This window comes from Leptolyngbya sp. Heron Island J, assembly GCF_000482245.1.
Classification (GTDB): Bacteria; Cyanobacteriota; Cyanobacteriia; order Phormidesmidales; family Phormidesmidaceae; genus Leptothoe.
Window position 1 is genome coordinate 1 of sequence record NZ_AWNH01000067.1, and the last position, 20,137, is coordinate 20,137.

Genomic DNA, 20,137 nt, shown 5'->3' on the forward strand with positions numbered 1-20,137 from the left:
AAGGATCTCAAGCCGATTTATCAAGCCGCTACCCTAGCCGAATCGGAAGCTGCCCTGTATGCCTTCAGTGAAAAATGGGATGAGGCCTACCCAGCCATTAGCCAGATCTGGATTCGCCACTGGGAGAATGTGATTCCCATCTTCGATTACCCCATGGAAATTCGTCGGGTGATTTACACCACCAATGCTATTGAATCTCTCAATCGTTCTCTGCGTAAGGTGATTAAGACCAAAGCCGTTTTTCCAGATGAAGACGCTGTTTGCAGGTTGATGTATCTGGCGATGAACAATATCGCGAAAAAATGGAATCGACCGATTAAAAATTGGCGTGCCGCACTGTCTCATTTTGCTATCCTGTTCCCAGAACGCTTCTCTCTCTAAACAAACAGCGTTTACACAAAATTCAGATCACTCTCTTCCGTCCATTGATAGATAACATCCACCGAAGAGCATATTGTCCTATCTCAGTTGGAGAAAAGCGAATCTTAATCAGGTGATTTTGATGCAAACACGGTTCTATACTCCCATCCCATATTGCAACTCGGCCAATCTGGTCAATACTTCCGTTCCCTTCAACAATCAGTAAATCACCAGCCTGAAGCAGTACTCTATCGATTTCTGTTTCGGCGACACCAATTTCCTTCATTTCTTGCAAACGCAGTTCTCCTGAATATACGTTTGCTACACGTAAATACGGCATTTGAAGAGGAAATTGTTTACGCTTCGAGTTTTTAGTTACTCCTCCACTGATGCTGCCTAAGCAATCCATACTGGTCCAAGTCCAGTGCTCTGGCAACTCTGGTAACGCTTTCGTATCTGGCGCAGGAGGTTCCTTGTATTTCAGTTTCCACTTGTCATTTTTGGGAACTTTGCCTTTGGCTTCCATCTTTGCCAACTGGTCGGCTTCCCACTTTTCGCGGCGTTCTTTGAGGATGTGGTCTAGCAGCACCGAGGCGGGCTCTAGCTCATCCTGGTGGGCTGCACGCCAGTCTTGGGTCAGCTTGCCTTCCACTGCTGCCTTTAGCACTGCCTGACGGTAGCGTTTTAGCTTGACTTTGAGCTTTTTCAGCAGGTCAACCCCGGCATCCAGTTGGGTGAAAAGCTCCTCGATTTTGTTGACGATGCGATATTGTTCTGCAAGTGGTGGGCAAGGAATTCGGATACGTCGAATCCTTGCCTGACCTATGTTTCTCATTGAATCCTGATTCCCAGTCGCAAGCCTTTCAATCTCGTTTCGTCCATGTCCAGTTCTGAGCATATAAAGAACCCAATCAGGAGAGATATCTGAGAAGCGAAATCTCAATGTTTTGTCGCTCAACATAACGCGACGTGAGACTTTATGGACAATTACGCAAGCACCTACAAGGTCAATGGTATTGGCTCGACTGAACAGAAAATCACCTGGTTGAACAAAAAAACGAGGCTCAATTTGCTCGGGTACTAGACAGGTCTTACTTTCCGTATCGTTGAAAATCTTCCAGGTAACAGCACTAACTTTGAGAACTCCTACTTCGTTGTCAGAGGGTGGTCTGCCTTCGGCCTTGAAGCTTTTTCCTGCCTCGATTCCTAGAAGTACATCATCCAAGCAAATCCATGACCAACTTTTAGGCAACTCTGGTAAATCTTCCTTATTTTCACTCAAGCTGCCAACACCTCATTCAAATTCGACAAAATCTCAATAAAATCCATGTTATGTGAACCTAAGTGCCATAGTCTTCTCTGATTTGAGTAATAACCGCTTTCAATAGGGGTAAATCCGTTTGCATCGTATCCCAAACTAACTCCACATCCACATTCCAATACTGATGCACCAAACGATCCCGCATACCAACAATCTGCTTCCAAGGAATCTGAGCATACCGTTCTCTGACCTCCTGGGGAATACTTTTCACCGCTTCGCCAATAATCTCAATATTTTTCAAAATCAAAAGTTGTTCATCTTCCGCTTCAGCAAACTCCGCCAGCGACAGCCCAGCACTCAATCTCTCAATTGCCCCAAGCGCTTTCAAAATATCATTCAAAAACTCAGATAGCTCTCGCTGGGTCATACGTAAACCACCTCAGCTAAAACCCGTTCTTTGACCTTTGGCTTTAACCCCTGCTTCGTCACCAGGTCCACCTTCACACCCAGCTCATCACTCAGCTGCTCGCCTAATTCCAAGAGCTGAAACAAACTCAACCCGTCAGGCCGCTCGATCAAAATATCCAGGTCGCTTGCTGCTGTTTGCTCTCCCCGCACATAGGAGCCAAAAATTCCCAGCTCAGCAATATGGTACTTCTCTCGAATCTTAGGCTTCCGCTGCTGCAGCATCACTTTAATATCATCCAATTTGTAAGCGGCTGGCTGCACTGGAATAGTTGTTTCCTTTTCAGATAATTTTTCTAACCCTGCACCCACAAAATCGTCCATCCGGGGCAATATCCCCATCAGCTGAACCTTTAACTCAGGTACCGTGTTCTGCACAAAATCCCACACGCGATCAGTTGTCACCGCATAATACTCATCCACCAAACGATTCCCAAAGTCAATCGACGTCTGCCAATCTACCGCTGGGCAACTCTGTCTAAAATATTCAGACACTCGCTCTAGCTCCACGGCCAGCCGAGACAGCTTAAACTCCACTGCTGATGAGATCAGCGGATCGGCCAAAAACGAGGCGCGGTCATGCTTGGCCACCGTCTCTAAAACTGTTTCAATTCGTTCTAAGACAGTCTCTAAATATTCAGATGTCAACGCTAACCGCTGTTGTTCTTTCATCGCCTGACTGTTCTATACCGCCCAGTTATGCCGCTAATATCTGATTCAATTCTGTCAGAATCGTGGGTAATTCTGTTCCAAACAGCTGTACTGCCTTCAAAGGCCCCCCTTTCTGATTAAACGGTACATCCTCAAAGTCCTCCGACTCAATCTTCAAACTTGTGACAATATGATCGCGGATCATCTCCAGCCATTCTCGCTGCTCGGGCGAAAACCCTCGTCCTGCTGAGTCCTGCTGAGTCAACCACGTTTCAAATCGCCGATTTACTACTTCCCCAAATGGTTCCAGTACATCTGTTTCGCCAATAGCAAAGCGTACCAGAGAAATCAGGTTGGTCAAAATTTTCTCCGGTCGACCTTTAACTTTCGATACCTCCAGCTGCTCATAGGCCTGCCACAGCTGCTCTGCCCTAAACCGATAGGGCGGCTTCTGAATCGCCTCTGCCAGCTGCCGAATCTGATCATAGGAAAGCTGCCGCTGACCATAGGGCAGGTTATACAAAATCTGCAGGGCCGTAATCTCGTCCCTATTGTCCTCAATAAACTGCCGCCAGTTCTGCACCAACGACTCCGCCCGCTCCCGTGCCGCCGCATCAAACCCGGCAGAAATCAGCTCATCTGCACTTACCCGGTCAATGGTTTGCTCCGCATCGGACTGCAGCTCTTTTAATAGCTGACGCAGTTCAGGCGAATCAAAGGGGAAACAGGCTTCCTCTGCCAGTATCTCTGCCGCCTGCTCCTGCTCAGCCTCCGTTGGTTCTTCTGTCTGAAACTGGGTTTTGGCCCGTTCAATTTGTAGATCCGGGTCCGTTGCATCCAACAGACCATTGATAATCTGCTTTAGGGGCTGTCCTGCCGTGACCTCAATTCGGCTGCGGTCTGTATCGGACAATTTGCGATCCAACCTGGCCAGTCGCCCTGCTAAAGAAACGATGCGATCGCAATCCTGCTGGCCCTGGGCTACCCCTAGCATCAGCTTGTCAAAGGGCACCGAGCGCTTGCGTTCCAGCGGTCGAGAATCAGTTTTATCGCGATCGCACACACCCACCGCATCCACAATCACAAAGTGGGTCTTATGCTGCGCCCCCTGAGTTATCGCTTGAAAGTCCGTATCGGGAATGGTGCGAGTGCCCCGACCCTTCATCTGATCAAAGAAATTGCGCGACTTTACATCCCGCATAAATAGCAAACATTCCAGGGGTTTAATATCCGTCCCAGTAGACACCATATCCACCGTGACTGCAATGCGCGGATTGTAGCTATTGCGAAACTGATTGATCAGGTCTTCCGCTTTTTTAACCTGGTAGGTAATCTTTTTGCAAAACTCATTGCCCTTATCAAACTCCTGCCGCACAATCTCCAGAATGTCCTCCGCATGGGCATCATTCTTAGCAAAGATCAGCGTCTTGGGCACCTCCGTGCGACCGGGAAAAATTTCCATGGGGAGCCGATCTCGAAACGTGCGAATCACCGTACGGATCTGGTCAATGGCTACCACATCCCGATCTAGCTTTTTGCCGGTATAGCTAAGGTCTTCGTCCAGCGTCTCCCAGCGAACAGCACGAGTCTTGCGATTACGCCTATCCACCAAAAAGCCCGCTTCTACCGTACTGCCCTGCTCTGTAATTTGGGTGCGAATGGGATAGACATCGTAGGGCACATTCACCCCATCGGCCACGGCCCGCTCATGGCCATACTCCATCACCAGATTCTGATTAAAAAAGCCAAAAGTTTGCTTCGAAGGCGTTGCCGTCAGACCAATCAAAAACGCATCGTAATATTCCAATACCTGCCGCCACAGGTTATAAATCGAGCGGTGGCACTCATCGGTAATGATGAAATCAAAGTCCTCGATGGGAAAGTGGGGATTGTAGCTCACCTCCCTGGGCGGTCCCAGGTCCGCACCATTCTCAAACAGTGATTGTTCTTCCAGAGATTCATCCAGGTCGGTCTCGCCCCGCAGCATGGAGTACAGCCGCTGAATCGTCGTAATACACACCTTACTCACCCGATCCAAGCTGTTGGTGGTCATGCGCTGCACGTTGTACAGGTCCGTAAACTTGCGCCCATCATCCGGCGGCACATACTGCTGAAATTCCTTAAAAGCCTGCCGGGACAGGTTCCCCCGATCCACCAGAAACAATATTCGTTTCGCCCCAGCAAACTTAATCAGCCGATAGACAAAGCTCACCGCTGTGTAGGTCTTACCGCTTCCCGTCGCCATCTGGATTAAGGCCCTGGGCCGAGACCGGGCAAAGGACTGCTCCAGATTTGCGATCGCCTCAATCTGGCAGTCCCGCAGACCATCGGTCATCAGTGGTGGCAGTTGGCGCAGTCTGGAGCGCAGTGTGTCTGCTTGGGCCAGCCATTCCCCCAGGGTTTCTGGTTGATGAAAGGCAAATACCCGCCGAGAACGATAGTCTGGGTCTCGCGCATCCCGAAAAAACGTTTCAGTGCCCGTACTTTCATAGGCAAAGGGAGCCAGCTGGCGGTCGTACCGTAGCCGGGTAGGAATGCCAGCCAAATAAGATTCCGACTGCTCTGCCACACCCCCTAATGTGGTCCCTTCGCTTTTGGCCTCAATCACCCCAACTGCCCTGCGTTGTACAAACAGCAGATAATCGGCAAAACCCCCCGTGGCCAACGGATATTCCCGAACGGCAACACCCACACCAGCCCCCAGATTCAGGCGGGTATAGTCCTGCACCTGCCATCCTGCCGCTATCAGCAGAGTGTCAATTGTTTGTCGGGCTTTTTCCTCTGGTTGCATGGTTGCTTACCCAGGCTTTGCGTACGCTCAAATAGAAACTATTCCCACAGTCAGACTCTAACTGTGATGCTCTGCAAAAAATTCAACTAAAGTTGATATTCTTCCGAAGGGTTAATCCAAAATCCGCCAAAATGTTCACATGAACGCACTGGCTATTTCACTGCTCATGCTTAAGTAAAGCCGTAGTCCATTGTTGATTTTCTTTACCTAAAGCTGGTTTGGGTGGTTGTTGATAATCAATACGAAAGCTGTATCCAGCCCGATCGTAGATATCGTCGAGAATAGTTTTGAGATTAATTTCGGGTTCTAGATCACCTGTCTTAAGCGGTAAGCAAAACGTTGGTATTGGTGTTCGCAGGTCAAAACTATATAGCTCTGCCTTGGGGCGAGTGCTGCTACGACTGACCAGGATGCGATAGTCCGTTTTAGTTTGAGTACCCAGAGGCATAGGGACTTGCCCTCGCAGCAGGTCAATTTCTATCAGATGGGTTTGGGTACTCAAAACCTGCTGGCGTTTCCGTAGGTAGGCTGTCCTACCTTCACCAGACCGTTTGTTCTTGGGCGATAAAATCTCAATCGCTGTGATGACAGTTGAGGTTTGGGTATCGCGAATTTCCAAGTAGCGTTCGGTAACTTCTTCAGGCAGTGGCAAAGTAACGATTTCTGCTTGGGGAAGTGTGGTAGCAGTTCTGTTTGCTATCTTGAGTTCTGGCGGATGAGTGCTAACAGAAACGTCAGGTATTCCAACCAGAATGCTGTCTTCTGGAGTGTCCAAGTAGGTGCGCTTTTCAATGGCAGCGTAGTACTTAGGATGCAGGCTAGGTGCAAGGCTGTCTGCAATAGCTACAATTAGGCGACTATGCACTTCTGGCCAAATTTCAGGATTTTCTAAGTAGGGGTCCATTCCTGGAAAAGGAGAAGGCATGGGCTGTCATCCTTGCACGATGGGGTATGACCGTATTCCTAGGATAGCTAGCTTTGGGTATTGTTGTGGATAGGTAGCCAGTTGATGGATGGTAAGCAATTCAATACAGGCGCGATCTAAGGGGTACCTTTGTTAATTACCAGTTCCCAAACTGACGATTCAACTCAGTCCTTGGGCTAAACTCCATTATCCGTCATCATATAGAAACGCCTGTCCCATCTAGCTTCTACATGTTTAACTTACTGATTGGTGAACTGAAACGTACATGGATTCAATTTGTGCGTTATCCCAGCGAAATTATCGGTGGGGTCATTATCATTACGACCGTTTTCTACGGCTTGTTTGTCAGTGCGCAATACATGGCGGGTCCAGCCATGAACTTTGGCGATCGGCTAGATTCGGTGGTCGTAGGTTATGTTCTATGGACGCTGGCACTATATATCGTGAACGATATTGCCTTTAATATTCAATCTGAGGCTCAGACCGGGACTCTAGAACAGCTTTTTCTTTCTCCCTTTGCCGCTCCAAAAATCTTTTTTGCACGGGCAGTGGCTAGCTTAGCTCTGCGGATGACTATTATCGTGCTGATTCTGTTTATCCTGATGGGCATTACTGGCAGCCAGCTATCGTTTCCTTTGGGGCTGGTTTTTCCATTACTCACGCTGCTGTTAGCAGCCTATGGTCTTGCGTTTGTTATGGGTTCCTGTGCGTTGGTGTTTAAGCGTGTGCAACAGATTTTGCCAATTTTCCAGTTTGCGTTGTTGTTTCTGTTGGCAGCTCCAACTGAAGAGTGGAGCGGTTGGGCACGGCTAATTGCCAATTTTCTGCCAATGTTGCCAAGTACCGGACTGTTGCGTGATCTAATGGCCCGTGGAGAAGGGTTAGATATTGGGTCTTTAGGTATTGCTTTGCTCAATGGAGCTGCGTATTTTGGCCTTGGCCTATTGGTGTTTGGTTGGGCCGAACGTCAGGCAAAACGCAAAGGAATTTTGGGCGGTTATTAGAAGCCGAGAGCTTATTTGTAACAGATTATCCTGCTTTAGAAATAAGTTGGCTCTACTCTAAGTTTAGTCATTTTGGAGGTATCTATGGCATTCTGGGCTGGATGGTTAACGGTATTTATAGTGGGCTCGGTGGCCGTGATTACCCCAGGGCCAGATTTTGCACTCACTTTGCGGAGTAGTTTGGCCTACTCGCGACGGGCGGGGGTGTATACGGCGTGTGGTATCGGTTTGGGTAATGCCATTCATGCCACCTACTGTTTAATTGGTATTGGTGCGCTGATTTCCCAGTCGATTTTATTGTTTAATGGCCTGAAGTTTTTGGGAGCTGGGTATTTAATCTATCTGGGTGTCAAATCTCTGCAGGCTAAACCTGTCAAAGCAGAGTCTTTGCAGGATAATCGTCGCATTGTGAGTGCTTTTTCGGCTTTTCGCCAGGGACTTTTAGGGAATTTGCTAAATCCTAAAGCTACCCTTTTCTTTTTGGCCCTGTTTACTCAAATTGTGCAGCCAGAAACGCCGTTAGTGGCTCAGGTGATTTATGGTGGAACTGTTGTTTTACAGTCGTTGGTATGGTTTGCTTTGTTGGCGTTGTTGATTTCTCAACGCTGGGTGAAACAGCTACTGGTCGATGTGTCCCACTGGATAGAACGCGTGACAGGGGCGGTGTTGATTTTGTTAGGTCTGCGGTTAGCTGTGACTAAGCTTAGCGACTAACGGGTCTGGAAAACGCTGAGGCTGAAGGTGTAGATGTAGCCTGTGAGAAATAGAGTGAGAAATGGTATTGAAAGGTAGTGATGATTAATGAGCGCGATCGCAATCGTCAGCATCAGGTATACCATCATTGCCAATTCCAAATAAGGTACCCAGTTTTTAGCCGCTCGATATTTCTTGTCGAGCCAGCTTTCTGTCGTACTGATGACACCGTGTTTTGGCGTGCGAACAAAGTCGTTATTGTTGCGCAACAGACCATCACACACTGCCAAGGATTGATTGATGCTCAGACCAATGCCTACTCCCATCAAGAGTATCAGGTTTCGCAACATAGCCCAAGAATATCGAGTTTGCCGATGTGGTCTCTGGGCAATCCAGTAAAAGCCAACCAGGCTGAGGCTGGTAATGAGGGACAGTGGAACATAGAACAACAGCGCATACTGCCAGCCGTAGTCCATGACATAGATTTGGTAAGGTAAAGAGAGCAGCAGTAATAACAGTATTAGCAGATAGTTAAAGTTATTGGTGAGGTGAAAAAATGCTTCCAACTTAATATGGGCGGGTAAATTGGATTTCAATAACGCTGGTAATAACTGTTTAGCGACCTGGCTAGAGCCTTTAGCCCAACGAAACTGTTGAGATTTAAATGAGTTCATTTCCATGGGTAGCTCGGCAGGGACTTGAATGTTTGGTAGATAAATACATTGCCAGCCTTTCATTTGGGCACGATAGGACAGATCTAAATCTTCCGTCACCGTAGAATGTTGCCAGCCGCCTGCGCTGATAATGGTGGCAATCCGCCAAATGCCAGCAGTACCATTAAAGTTAAAAAAACAGCCTGTACGGCTACGAGAGGTTTGTTCGGCAACAAAGTGTCCGTCGAGCATCAAGGCTTGTAATTCTGTGAGTTGGGAATAGCTGCGGTTTAGGTGTTCCCAACGGGCCTGGACCATGCCAACTTTTGGATCTGAGAAATAGTGCACCATTTTGAGTAGCGTGTCCGGTGGTGGCACAAAGTCAGCATCAAAAATAGCCACTAATTCACCACTGGCTACGGTAAGTCCCTGAGTCAGCGCACCTGCTTTGAAACCTTGCCGTTGTTGTCGGTGAAGATAACAAATGTTGAGCTGCTGTTGTTGTAGATATTTGACTGCTTGTTGACAAATGGCTTGGGTCTCATCAGTGGAGTCATCTAAGACCTGAATTTCTAGCTTTTGTTTGGGATAGTTCAGCTGAGCAACGGCTTGTAGCAACCGCTCCACCACATTGATTTCGTTGAAAATTGGCAGCTGTACTGTGATCTTGGGCAGGTCGGCATCGCAGTAATACTGTTGGGGCTGTGGCGATAGGTGCCGATGCCGGTAGAATCGCCAGACAATCAACAGTCTGTGCAAACTATAGAGGGCAATGATGCATAAGAGTAGGTCATAGGCATGGGTGACGATGTCAGATAGGGACATGTGTGCAGAAAAACGTCGCTAGTTTAAATTCAGAGGCATCATAGTTGACCAAGTTATGAATAGGCTGGTTAGAAGCTTAATGCTAGGTGAATAACCCATTTTTGGAGCGTCGATGGATATTTTATTGGGACTGCTGACAACGTTTGTGTTTTTGTTGCTGAGTGCGCTATACGGGGTGGCTTTGGTTTGGCCGTTGCTGGCTGCGATCGCACTTTTTATCCTGATCCATTTACGGCGCGGTGCCAAGCTACTGCATCTACTCCGGTTTTGTTGGCAAGGGGCCAAACAATCCTGGCCTGTATTGAGTATTTTGCTCTTAATTGGAGCGCTCATGGGCAGCTGGCTGGCGGGTGGAACCGTACCAGCCCTGGTTTACTACGGCACTCAGCTTATTGCTCCCCATTACTTTGTGCTTTCGACCTTTGTCCTAACAGCCCTGGTATCAACACTGATGGGGACCTCGTTTGGCGCTGCCGGGACCATTGGTTTAGCCCTGATGATTATGGCCCGCAGCGGTAGCATGACCCAGCTTAATCTGGTAGCCGGTGCAATTATGGCCGGGGCCTATGTGGGCGATCGCTGTTCTCCCCTGTCTTCCAGTGCTCATTTAATTGCGACTATTACCGATACTTGCATTTACCGAAATATAAAACAGATGTTGCTAACGTCGCTGTTGCCGCTGGCACTGACGTTGTTGATCTATGGCCTACTTTCCTGGTTTCATCCATTAGAAATCTCTCAGCAATCAGACATCAGTCAACAAATTGCAGCTACATTTAATCTCAATGGCATGACGCTTTTCCCAGCTTTACTAGTATTAGTGCTAGCAACGGCGCGTCTAAATATAAAGCTCACCATTTTTTTGGGCTGGGCCATGGCCCTGATGCTAGCGGTAGGACTACAGCACTATTCTTTACGTGAAGCGATTAGCTTCTCCGTGTGGGGCTTTCAGCTAGAAACCGATTCTCAGCTAGAGGCGATTTTGTTGGGGGGTGGACTATGGTCAATGTCTAAAGTATGTATTGTGGTATTACTATCAACTGCCTTATCTGGGCTATTGACCAGTACCCAAAGTCTAGCTTGGGTCGCGAGATGGTTGCGAGGAGTGCAACAACAGCGGCAACTATTTACTGGAACAATCTTGATTAGCTTGCTGTCAGCAGCTTTTGGCTGTACCCAAACCATTGCTATCTTGCTAACCCATCAGCTAGTGTCGACCCAATACCAACAACAGGGACACAGTACTCAACAGGTTGCAATTGATCTAGAGAATACGGCAGTGGTTTTGGCCCCCATGATTCCATGGAACATCGCTGGACTAGTGCCTGCCGCATTACTGATGGCTGGTCCAGGATTTATTCCTTTTGCGGTATATCTTTATCTTGTTCCCTTGTGTAACTGGATTTGGCCTGCCCGGTCCATGTCTGCCCTAGCTACCGTGCAAGACTCGTGAGACCGTAGCCCCCTTGACGAAATGGAGAACTATTCAGCAGAGTAATAGGTTAGTTGACTAGAAGAGACTATAGATTGCCATTGGGTCCTTTAAAGCCAGCATTGGTGGGTCTGTCGTAGGCTCCCATTCTTGTCAGGACTCGACGACAGCCAATATAGACTAACCACACACATAGTAAGGTTGGCACTACAAAGGCAATCATCGTAAACCTGGAAGAATATTCACCATTCAAGAATCTTGCCTGCCAGATAATTAACATTCTGGCTGGACCAGTTTCTGTGGCTACCCAGTGCATAATCAATGCCATGCAAAAGCTGAAAAAGCCAAGAGGTATCAGACAACCAAGGTTTTGTAACCAGTCTTTGAGGATTGGATGCATGGTTCTGGAGAGATACAGACTATGGGAAAGCCTGTACTAGTGACGAAAGAACGGTATACCTACAAAATTCTTTCGTAATTTGTTAAATCCAGAATTTTTGATTAAACCTATTTGTATTCTATAAACAGTTATTGTGTAGAAACCGTTTTGCTTCCTGATTAGGACTGGCAGCTGTGGTTTGAAAGCTGTTTTCGTCTGTAGTATTGAACGACTCAGAGAGACGGCCACGCAGTTAAATCTTGCCTTTTAACATAGGGCTGCTGACTGCCAGTGGGTAAAAATATGAGTCCCCTGTACGCGCAGCTCACAGGAGTCTAGATCAAAAATCATGGGCTCGTACTTGGGATTGGCGGATTCTAGAACAACCACCGACTCTTTTTGGAAGAAATGTTTAAGAGTTGCGCCCTGTCCTTCGACATAAACAGCAACAATTTCGCCAGGCTTGGGTTTGTAACCATCTGTTACAGGACGTATGCCCACATAGGCTCCATCGGGAATACCTGCGCCCACCATGCTGTCCCCTGAAATTTTCAGCACATAGTCGTTGCGTTTACGACCGCTGTATTCAATGTTGAGACGTTCATACTCTTCAGTAGCCGGTTCATGGCAATAGCCGGCTGCAATTTCACCGCGAACTGGTAAGCCTTCAGGTCCTGATTGGTCAGTGTAGGGAAGCGCTGGGGATTCAAAGGCGACCAGTTTAATGCTGCGCGATGTGCGTTTGCGACGGGTGATGTATTGGTTGCGCTCTAACCAATTCAGACTATTTTGAATGCTGCCGTGGGAGCGCTCTGTCCCAGTAATAATTTCTCGTATGGTTGGGCTGTTCTGATGTTTACGCCAGTAAGCTTCAATGAAACTGAGTACAGCTCCGTGGGGTTTGCGGGCAGCCATGGGTTAACACCAAATAGGACATGTGTATTATAGTTCAATTGTCCTATTTGCGGCTATTTTTTTGAGAAAAGGCTAACTCCGAGGGGCGTGGTGCGACTATGACTAAGGGGGATACCCTCGTAGAATGGGGCTATAGCTGTTGTGAGCTGTGGTGTTGCTAAGCCGATGTCTGCCATAGAAATCAAAAAACTGACGAAGGTTTATCCGGTAGCGATTAAACAGCCTGGGCTAGCTGGGACACTGCGTCATTTTTTCCAGCGTCAGTATCGCCAGGTGAAGGCGGTGAATGATGTGTCGTTTTCCATAGAACCGGGTGAGGTTGTTGGGTTCTTAGGACCCAATGGAGCGGGTAAAACGACCACCTTAAAAATGCTGACCGGATTAATTTATCCCTCTTCTGGACAGCTAAGTGTAGCCGGGCATACGCCATTTCAACGGCAGCGTGCTTTTTTGGAGCAAATCACCCTGGTGATGGGGCAAAAGCAACAGCTAATTTGGGATTTGCCAACCCTAGATTCACTGCGGATCAATGGGGCGATCTATGATATCCCTGGTCAGGAGCTGCGGCGGCGTATCTATGAGCTGGCTGAGATGCTTGATCTAACGGATAAGCTCACCCAGCCTGTGCGTAAGCTATCCTTAGGCGAGCGCATGAAGGCTGAAATGTTGGCGGCTCTTTTGCATCATCCTAAGGTGTTATTTCTGGATGAGCCGACGCTGGGGTTGGATGTCAATGCTCAAATGGCTGTCCGCAAATTTTTACAGCTTTATAATCAGCGCTATCAGGCCACCATTGTGCTGACCAGCCATTATATGGCGGATATTACGGCGCTTTGCGATCGCGTTTTACTTATCTATCAAGGTCAACTAATTTACGACGGTTCCTTGACCAGCCTGGTCGAACAGTTTGCCCCCTATCGAGAAGTTACCGCTGAACTAGCCCAGGAAATCCCAACCCAATCCTTAGAAACCTATGGCGAAATTCAATCCATTGATGGTTGTAAAGTGGTCCTGCTAGTACGACGAGAAGAGCTGACCAAAACCGTGTCCCAGGCCCTGGCGCAGCTGCCCGTGCGCGACCTGACCGTAACCGATCCCCCCATTGAAGATGTCATCGGCAGAGTCTTTGATGCTGGCGTCGTCTAAGGAAACCGTCCTCAATAGCTGGAAGAAACTGTGCTGAGCGCTACTCTCCCACAAAAGGAGTGCCCCAAAATTTCCAGTTCTCTTTATTAAAAGGTGACCGCCACTTATAGATCAGCGCTGATTCAATCGCCTGACGTGGGCGACGCTCAGCCGGAGCATGACGCCAAAAAGCAATTCCTAGCTGGCTCTCTAGATTGTGATGGTAATGGGCCTGACGATAGTTCACCAGATAGCGTTTGCAGTCATGTTCGCCTTTCCAACGCTGGTTTGACTTCACCGTTTCGCCTACGTACAGCAGTAGCTCACTTTGGTAGTCAATGACAAAGTAGAGAGCAGCCACACCAACATCGCTAAACTGCCAGCGCCAAAACTCAGTATTCTGTTGCGGTAATGTAAATGGATTAATGGTTTCAGCAGGCTCCGGTGTCGCTTCAAATAAGCTAACCTGTTCCATAACAGGCTCAGTTTTTACCGCTGTTTGGAAAGTCGCCACCCGAGCTTTCCAGGCCGTCAGCTCCTGCCGACCCAGGGCTATCTGCCCAGGCAAATTCTGATATTGAGACTGGTTAACAGCCCGTTGAGCCTCGTCGTTAAGCAGAGAGGTCTGTTTTCGAGTACCCATACGTATCTTCCACCCTAGACGCTAGATATAGCGTAATCATTCCTGTAGAACCTGATTATAGTCCCCTATCTAGCATCAAGGATACTTACTTCATAAGTGCTATGGGATAACGCGCAGCGATTTAGTCTGGAAAATAGCGATTGAGTCCTGTAATTCTTGATATTGGCATCGATCTACCTATGTTCTAAGTAATGACAGGTCCGGCGCAGCGGCTTAAAAGTAAGCTTACATTGTGAAGAAAACTACCGAATCTAGAGGCAAATTTGTATTGATTCTGTAGGTCCTAACTTTTACTGAGCCTGGTTATGTTTTTACTACTTAAAATTATGTAGAGCCGAGGGTGGCTACCGGATAAATGCCGAATTGCATTAGTAAACACTCAGTGTTGCTCGTTAGGTTGAACGAAGCGAACAGTATATAAATATCCCGTCTGATAGAACTTTGGGCAATCTAGGGTTGCCGATTATTCTCCCAGTCTGTTGTAAGTATTGCTATAGATTATGGTCGATAGTGTTAAGACATCCTCCCCCATTTCAGCAGTAGTTCCATCAAAGGTGCAAACCATTCATCTACCTGTCAGCGTGGCAGTAGTTGAGGCGACAGCATTTAAGAAACAGTGCCAGACTTTGTTTGCTGAAAGACCCGATTTGTCTGAGCTGGTGTTAGATTTTTCGGCAACTCGTTTTATTGACAGTAGCGGTATTGGTGCATTGGTGATTTGCCATCGTCTGAGTGCTGCTAAAAGCTGCAAGCTGCGCCTAATTAACGTCCCACCTCAGGTGATGATGGTGTTGTCATTAACCGAGCTAGACAAGGTATTTGACATTACTCTTGCAGCAGCAGCAGAGGCGAAGCCAGAGGATCAAGTTTTGCCAGAGACCCATCCATCGGTGAACTCCAAGGCAAAGCGGGCTCTGGATATTCTAGGAGGTCTAGTCGGGCTTTTCTTGACTGCTTTGGTGTATGTGCCGGTTGCAATTATCATCAAATTTGATGATGGCGGTCCCGTATTTTTTGCACAAACTCGCTGTTCCTGGCTAGGCAAGCGCTTTCAGATCTGGAAGTTTCGCTCCATGGTGACCGATGCCGAAGCTCGTAAGAACGAAGTGGCTAATCAGGTAGAAGGACCACTGTTTAAGAACGAAAATGATCCTCGGATCACTAAGATTGGGCGTTTTCTTCGCAAAACTAGTTTGGATGAGTTTCCCCAGTTTTGGAATGTGCTGAAGGGTGACATGAGTTTGGTGGGAACAAGACCGCCGACGCCGGATGAAATTGAACAGTATGAGGTTGGCCAGTGGCAGCGTTTGAACGTGAAGCCAGGGATGACGGGTGAATGGCAAGTGAATGGTCGCTCAAGCATCACTAAGTTTGAGGATGTCATTAAGCTGGACCTTCGCTATCAGGAAAACTGGAGCTTTTTCTATGACATTAAGCTAATCGTTAGAACGGTACTGGTATTGTTCAGCAAGGAGTCTGGGGCTCACTAAGGCCTTGCCAACCGATAATTGATAAGACTAACTAAAAGGGGTACTAGGCTTAAGGTCTAGTACCCCTTTTAAGTTAAGTAAAGGCTCGAATTAGCCAACCTCTACTTGGCTAGTGTCAACAGCTGTAGCGCCCTCAACGCCTTTAGCAACGGCAACCATTTTGTCCAAAATAGCTTGGCTGGGGACTTTGCCCTTGAGCACTACTTTGCTGCTCAACTGAGCTACCCACAGAGTTTCAATATCATCTAGTTGAGAATCTTCATCAAAGGCGAGAGTGACACGCTTGGCTAGGCCACTTTCGTCAAATTCACCTGTGAGGCCAATCTTGCAAAGTGGAATCTCATCCTCAGCAGCGGCGTCAGGTGCATTGTTTGCAGCGGCGGGGGCTGCTGCTGTTGGTTTGGGTGCGGTTGCTTTTGCTTTTTTTACACCAGGGCGGCGACCAGCAGTAACACTAGCTCCAGCAGGCTTATCCTGCTTGAAAATACGTTTTAGAAAACCCATGAAAATTTCCTACGCGAATACCACAAGTGAGTAGAATAAATACCTCACATTGACCAGGGTAGCGGTCGGTTTCTAATCCGATATACATCTTCAGGAACAAATAATTTTAATAACGTCTGATGGCGGATTTTCCTGCGCTGGATGGCAGATTTTCTAAATTCTGCGATATTTGCCGTATGTAATCCTCAGCCTAGAGTTTGAAGGAAATTGCTATAGTCTGAACACAATTTCATACGTTTTCGGCAGGACGGGGCATGGTGCGAGACGGGCTGCAAGCATTAAATCATCGCTATTTTGGTGGGCGGCGGGTATCGCCCATGGAATTGAAACATATGCGCGATAGCTTGATGGATGATTCCGAGCTGAATCGTGACTATGTGGTGATGACGATTGGGGCTTGCATTATTGCGACGTTAGGTCTGCTGTCGAATAGTGCGGCGGTGATTATTGGGGCCATGCTGGTTGCGCCGCTGATGTTGCCGATTCGTGGCCTGGCTTTTGGCTTTTTGGAAGGTGATATTGAGTTAATTAAGGAGGGGGCTAAGGCGTTAGGGATCGGGACGGTAATTGCGATCGCACTGTCCACCTCTCTTGGTTTTATGCTCGGTCTCTCGGAATATGGTTCGGAAGTGTGGGCTCGCTCGGAACCGACACTGCTGGATCTGGGGATTGCAATTACGGCGGGTGGGATTAGTGGATTCGCCAAGGTGCAGCCTAAAATATCGAGTACGTTAGCGGGCACTGCGATCGCAGTTGCCCTGATGCCGCCAGTGTGTGTGATTGGCCTAGGTCTGGCCCAAGGCAGAATGGCCCTGAGTGAAGGCGCGGTTTTACTGTATGTCACTAATCTGATTGGCATTACCCTGGCCTGTATGCTGGCCTTTTGGCTATCGGGATATGCCCTATTTCAAAAAGCTCGCAAGTCCCTCAGGTATGCACTAATTTTTACGGCAGCATTAGTTGTCCCGCTGGGCATTAGTTTGGTAGAGCTGGTGCGGCAGAATCGGGCTGAGGATAGCGTACGAGATGCACTAGTCAATGGCACCGTCACATTTCAGCGGTTAGAGCTGATTGATAGCAATATCGATTGGCTAGCAAGTCCGCCGGAGGTCAGGCTAACGGTCTATAGCACCACGGAAGTGACCCCCACTCAGGTGGGATTGCTCGAAGACTATGTCAGTCGCCGGATGAGACGAGAGTTTCGGCTGATTTTTGAAGTGAGTGAAGTACAAGAAGTCACTAGAGAAGAGGTACAACCTGCCAGCGCAGAGCCAGTCAGCGAAGAATAATCGATAGCAGCGTTTGCACTAACCAGTTAGATAAGATATGCCTGGAGCTACTTCTGTATCCGGCAGGTATCAATCCGATGACGCGTCCGCCAATTTTAGACAAATCCCAAAGCTACACCTTCAGCAAGTATTTTGAGCTGACGGCTGATCCGGAGGATATTTTTGCGGAGCTGGGGGCTACCTTTAAAAAGCAGGCCTTGCAATTACCGACTATATCGGACGGATTTGAGTTTTTGCCAACCCTGGAAAAAAGGCTTATACAAACGCTTGAACTAGTTGATTTGACTAGTGAAATGGCACGTCGAGAGACTCTTATCGCTCCTGTTTTGTTGGAGGTCTGTGCTCAGGCTCATCAACAACTTAAAATTGAATATGCGGTTGATGTGAGTAAATGGCTGCGGGGTAGTTTTGATTATTTTATTCCAAGCGCTCAAAACTTATTGATTATTGAAGCGAAGCAGGCAGATTTAGCGAGAGGCTTTGTGCAGCTGGGGGCGGAGCTGATTGCGTTAGATCAGTGGACTCGTTCGGATAGTCCACTACTGTATGGGGCGATTACAACGGGGGACGCTTGGAAGTTTGGCTGTTTTGAGCGGGCAAGCAAAACTCTGTGGCAGGATATTGGTCTGTATGCGGTTCCTTCGGATTTGAAGCAGTTAGTGGCTATTTTATTAGGGATTATTCAAGGCGATAACGGTAAGGTATGAGTGGCGAGAAGACGTTATAGAGTTTCTGGATCAATCCCTCGTTCTCGTAGTTTTTTTAGAAGATCTTCGCGTAACATACGTTCTTGGTTTGCTTCGTTTTCCGCCTGCTGTCGTAGCTGGCGTTCATGGGCGGTTCTGGCCCGTTCCATGGCAATCACATTTTCGGGAGCAGGGTAGGGTTGTCCTTGTTCGTCATACCAGTAAAGCCAGTTGCGTAGTGGCAGCCCTTCTTGGGTGCCAGCAGCCATGCCAATGCCCAGGCCAACTTCTGGCATCCAAATGGGAGTATTGGCTTGGAGCCTGTAGCAGCCATCGATCAATCGATAAACTTCAAAGGGCTGGTGCTGGTCTCGCTGCCAGTAGTCGGGGTTAAAGATGGTGTAGTACAGAATACCTAACTCGGCGTAAAGCTCCATTTTGGCATCGTATTCTTGGCCAGGGGTTTTGGAGACGATTTCGAGAACCCATTGGGGGGTAATGCCTTCTTGCCAGAGTAGGTAGCTTAGTCGTAATCCTTGCTCTGGGCGATAGCGGGGGACACCGATGCTAAGGAAAGCGTCGGGGCCGATGGCGGGTTTGGTGGGATCGTAATAAAGGCCGAGGTTGATGCCGAAGAACCAGTCCATACGGTCAGGCCAGGCGAGTGCCAGGGTAGCCCTCAGGAGTGTGGGGATGAGGATCTGGAGTTCGTTGTCCACGGGAAAATTGTCGGTTTCGGGTAGATCGGTTTCCGTGGACGGCGATATAGGGGGCTTGTATTGGACCATGGTCAAGCTCCAACGGATGGGGTTTCCTGTCTGTATTCTATCTGGGCTTTGAATGTTGAGGTTTGAGTGGAATTGCGGACAGTTTGTGGAAAGCTGGGTTTAAATAGAAGAAAATTGATGGTTTGGTCCCTGGAAAGTCGTGTCCCAGTCTTTGTTTTTTCTCGGTCGTACTCAAGAGCAAGATCAGTTTCGGCGAGTGCTTGAGCAATATGTGCCTAGCTCATTTGTGCATAAGCGTTTGCCTACTTTTGCTAGTTGGGTAGGACAGGGGCCTAAACTGCCGGATGAGCCTTACATTTTCTTGTTTCATGGTCCGGGTGGGATGGGTAAAACCACACTGACCCGACGGTTAAAAGACCTGGTTACTACAGAATTTCAGGGGCAGTACCAAACCTTGCTAGTTGACTGGGATCAAGAGCGGGATCTGAATATGGAGTTGCAGCAGGGACATGGAGATATTGATCCTCAAACCGTTCTAGATGTACTACATAAAGCGCTTAATCAGGATCTCAAAGCGTATAGCGGTCAGTCGTATAGTGATGCTCGACAGAAAATTCAGGCCATTGAGGACACAGTTGAGAAAGCGCTGGCAGCAGAACCCCCCAATACTGAACTGAAGGAAATAACGGCTCAGTATGGTGGCAAAGCCATTGCTTGGATTATCAAAAAGGCGACGGAAGGAGTAATTACAGTTGATCCAACTGGGACGACGGTGGCGATTAATGTGGGGGCCACACTCCTAAGTCAGGCACGGCAGCTAGTAGCTAAGTCTCTAAGCCCTGAAGATGTGGAGATTTTTCAGCAGCCACCCTGGGAGAAGCTTGTAGAAGGAATGGGTAAGTACACTGGAAAGTAAGTTTTCTACCGTTTTAGAGAGTCTTATCTTCTCGAATTTTGACATAATGCTTCTGAAATTTATCGCGTGCGGCCTCAACTGAAAATTGCCAATGGATGCGGATACGCTGGTCATGCCGTTCTTGCACCAAGGCGAGCACCGCTTGCTCTAATTGGTCTTGTGTGGGAATGCGCTGATGCAAACAGCCTCTAGCCAGTGCCGAAAACTCGATCTCAATCATATTGAGCCAACTGGCTGACTTTGGGGTGTAGTGAAACTCAAACCGTTGGGCAAGGGCAAAGGCCTCCTCAGCCGTCAGGTATTCATAGAAAGAACTGACATTATGGGTGTTGAGATTATCCTGCACAACCTGGATTTTGTCCGCATTAGGATAGCGCGCAGCTAAGGCTTGAAAAAACAGAG

Annotated in this window: 21 protein-coding genes; 9 read left to right on the top strand and 12 right to left on the bottom strand. The window is 48.1% G+C overall.

Annotated elements, in window-relative coordinates; all coding sequences use genetic code 11:
• The coding region (locus N836_RS58090) for an IS256 family transposase (RefSeq protein ID WP_023071356.1) at nt 1-381 on the top strand (381 nt) is incomplete at its 5' end.
• Nucleotides 382-403: 22 nt separating this feature from the next.
• Here N836_RS58090 and N836_RS73550 read toward each other — a convergent pair.
• From N836_RS73550 to N836_RS58110, 5 genes are all read right to left on the bottom strand, one after another.
• Nucleotides 404-1,642: a restriction modification system DNA specificity domain-containing protein gene (locus tag N836_RS73550; protein ID WP_023074040.1), complete on the bottom strand. Its 1,239-nt coding sequence runs from the start codon at nt 1,640-1,642 to the stop codon at nt 404-406.
• A gap of 58 nt (nt 1,643-1,700) precedes the next feature.
• Nucleotides 1,701-2,048, bottom strand: coding sequence for a HepT-like ribonuclease domain-containing protein (locus N836_RS58100; RefSeq protein WP_023074041.1), 348 nt, complete (start codon nt 2,046-2,048; stop codon nt 1,701-1,703).
• Nucleotides 2,045-2,758, bottom strand: coding sequence for a nucleotidyltransferase domain-containing protein (locus N836_RS75365; RefSeq protein ID WP_023074042.1), 714 nt, complete (start codon nt 2,756-2,758; stop codon nt 2,045-2,047). The genes N836_RS58100 and N836_RS75365 overlap by 4 nt, the downstream gene beginning before the upstream one ends.
• 25 nt (nt 2,759-2,783) lie before the next feature.
• Nucleotides 2,784-5,528 (bottom strand): type I restriction endonuclease subunit R, encoded by a 2,745-nt coding sequence (locus N836_RS58105; RefSeq protein ID WP_023074043.1) that lies wholly within the window; start codon nt 5,526-5,528, stop codon nt 2,784-2,786.
• Nucleotides 5,529-5,685: 157 nt separating this feature from the next.
• Nucleotides 5,686-6,453, bottom strand: coding sequence for a DUF4058 family protein (locus N836_RS58110; protein WP_031293284.1), 768 nt, complete (start codon nt 6,451-6,453; stop codon nt 5,686-5,688).
• A 230-nt stretch (nt 6,454-6,683) separates the two neighbouring features.
• Between N836_RS58110 and N836_RS58115 the strand changes: the two genes are divergently transcribed.
• Nucleotides 6,684-7,457: an ABC transporter permease gene (locus N836_RS58115; RefSeq protein ID WP_023074045.1), complete on the top strand. Its 774-nt coding sequence runs from the start codon at nt 6,684-6,686 to the stop codon at nt 7,455-7,457.
• Nucleotides 7,458-7,541: 84 nt separating this feature from the next.
• Nucleotides 7,542-8,171: a LysE family transporter gene (locus N836_RS58120; RefSeq protein ID WP_023074046.1), complete on the top strand. Its 630-nt coding sequence runs from the start codon at nt 7,542-7,544 to the stop codon at nt 8,169-8,171.
• On the opposite strand, the gene N836_RS58125 is transcribed toward N836_RS58120, so the two are convergent.
• Nucleotides 8,168-9,628: a glycosyltransferase gene (locus tag N836_RS58125; protein WP_023074047.1), complete on the bottom strand. Its 1,461-nt coding sequence runs from the start codon at nt 9,626-9,628 to the stop codon at nt 8,168-8,170. The two genes, N836_RS58120 and N836_RS58125, sit on opposite strands and share 4 nt — an antisense overlap.
• Nucleotides 9,629-9,740: 112 nt before the next feature.
• Here N836_RS58125 and N836_RS58130 point away from each other — a divergent pair, with 112 nt between their 5' ends.
• Nucleotides 9,741-11,081 (top strand): Na+/H+ antiporter NhaC family protein, encoded by a 1,341-nt coding sequence (locus N836_RS58130; protein ID WP_023074048.1) that lies wholly within the window; start codon nt 9,741-9,743, stop codon nt 11,079-11,081.
• Between the two features lie 67 nt (nt 11,082-11,148).
• On the opposite strand, the gene N836_RS58135 is transcribed toward N836_RS58130, so the two are convergent.
• Nucleotides 11,149-11,388: a hypothetical protein gene (locus tag N836_RS58135; protein ID WP_152532196.1), complete on the bottom strand. Its 240-nt coding sequence runs from the start codon at nt 11,386-11,388 to the stop codon at nt 11,149-11,151.
• Nucleotides 11,389-11,706: 318 nt separating this feature from the next.
• On the bottom strand, nt 11,707-12,354 hold the full coding sequence (locus N836_RS58140; protein ID WP_023074050.1) for a LexA family protein: 648 nt from the start codon (nt 12,352-12,354) through the stop codon (nt 11,707-11,709).
• Between the two features lie 165 nt (nt 12,355-12,519).
• Here N836_RS58140 and N836_RS58145 point away from each other — a divergent pair, with 165 nt between their 5' ends.
• On the top strand, nt 12,520-13,500 hold the full coding sequence (locus N836_RS58145; protein ID WP_023074051.1) for an ABC transporter ATP-binding protein: 981 nt from the start codon (nt 12,520-12,522) through the stop codon (nt 13,498-13,500).
• Between the two features lie 40 nt (nt 13,501-13,540).
• Here N836_RS58145 and N836_RS58150 read toward each other — a convergent pair whose 3' ends face one another.
• Complete coding sequence (locus tag N836_RS58150; protein WP_023074052.1) at nt 13,541-14,122, bottom strand: hypothetical protein; 582 nt, start codon at nt 14,120-14,122, stop codon at nt 13,541-13,543.
• A 500-nt stretch (nt 14,123-14,622) separates the two neighbouring features.
• Between N836_RS58150 and N836_RS58155 the strand changes: the two genes are divergently transcribed.
• On the top strand, nt 14,623-15,612 hold the full coding sequence (locus N836_RS58155) for a sugar transferase (protein ID WP_023074053.1): 990 nt from the start codon (nt 14,623-14,625) through the stop codon (nt 15,610-15,612).
• A gap of 90 nt (nt 15,613-15,702) precedes the next feature.
• On the opposite strand, the gene N836_RS58160 is transcribed toward N836_RS58155, so the two are convergent.
• Nucleotides 15,703-16,116, bottom strand: coding sequence for a phospholipid-binding protein (locus N836_RS58160; RefSeq protein ID WP_023074054.1), 414 nt, complete (start codon nt 16,114-16,116; stop codon nt 15,703-15,705).
• 254 nt (nt 16,117-16,370) lie between these two features.
• Here N836_RS58160 and N836_RS58165 point away from each other — a divergent pair, with 254 nt between their 5' ends.
• Together N836_RS58165 and N836_RS58170 are read left to right on the top strand one after the other, a co-directional pair.
• Nucleotides 16,371-17,405, top strand: coding sequence for a TIGR00341 family protein (locus N836_RS58165; RefSeq protein WP_023074055.1), 1,035 nt, complete (start codon nt 16,371-16,373; stop codon nt 17,403-17,405).
• Between the two features lie 77 nt (nt 17,406-17,482).
• Nucleotides 17,483-18,112, top strand: a complete 630-nt coding sequence (locus tag N836_RS58170; RefSeq protein ID WP_023074056.1) for a hypothetical protein — start codon at nt 17,483-17,485, stop codon at nt 18,110-18,112.
• A 14-nt stretch (nt 18,113-18,126) separates the two neighbouring features.
• Here the strand turns inward: N836_RS58170 and N836_RS58175 are convergent, their stop codons facing one another.
• Nucleotides 18,127-18,879, bottom strand: coding sequence for a Uma2 family endonuclease (locus N836_RS58175; protein WP_023074057.1), 753 nt, complete (start codon nt 18,877-18,879; stop codon nt 18,127-18,129).
• A 139-nt stretch (nt 18,880-19,018) separates the two neighbouring features.
• Between N836_RS58175 and N836_RS58180 the strand changes: the two genes are divergently transcribed.
• A complete protein-coding gene (locus N836_RS58180; RefSeq protein ID WP_023074058.1) occupies nt 19,019-19,735 on the top strand; it encodes an ATP-binding protein in 717 nt (238 codons plus the stop codon).
• Nucleotides 19,736-19,748: 13 nt separating this feature from the next.
• Here N836_RS58180 and N836_RS58185 read toward each other — a convergent pair.
• On the bottom strand, nt 19,749-20,137 hold a 389-nt coding region (locus N836_RS58185; protein WP_023071803.1), incomplete at its 5' end, for a transposase.